This window comes from Enterobacter sp. IF2SW-B1 (genome assembly GCF_001743375.1).
Taxonomy (GTDB): Bacteria; Pseudomonadota; Gammaproteobacteria; order Enterobacterales; family Enterobacteriaceae; genus Enterobacter; species Enterobacter bugandensis.
Map to the genome: position 1 here is coordinate 1 of NZ_MJAA01000346.1, position 374 is coordinate 374.

Below are 374 nucleotides of genomic sequence, written 5' to 3' on the forward strand. Positions count from 1 at the left end.
GGCATGGCGGGCGGGACGATTTCCTCAAACTTTCACCTTGAAGGCGATTAACAGCCGATGCAGGGGCGGGCGGAGATCCAGGCGCGTCGATTGAAGCTGAAAGTGCTGATGCCGAACGTGGAGCTGATGCTGAAAACCGTCGGTGAAATGAAGGGCGTTGCGGACATTCGGGGGGTGGGTAATTCCGTGGCGGCGCTGCTGGGGAGCGGCAACGGTAACCTGAAACTGTTAATGAACGACGGTCAGGTCAGCCGCAACCTGATGGAGATCCTGGGGCTAAACGTCGGTAACTTTATCATCGGGCAAATCTTTGGCGATGACGAGGTGCGGGTGAACTGCGCGGCGGCGAATGTGGATCTGGTTAATGGCGTGGC

The 374-nt window shown here is 58.0% G+C and carries 1 pseudogene; it reads left to right on the forward strand.

Going from position 1 to position 374, the window contains the following annotated elements:
* Nucleotides 1–374, forward strand: a pseudogene (locus tag A6013_RS24620) (AsmA family protein); the annotation flags it as partial.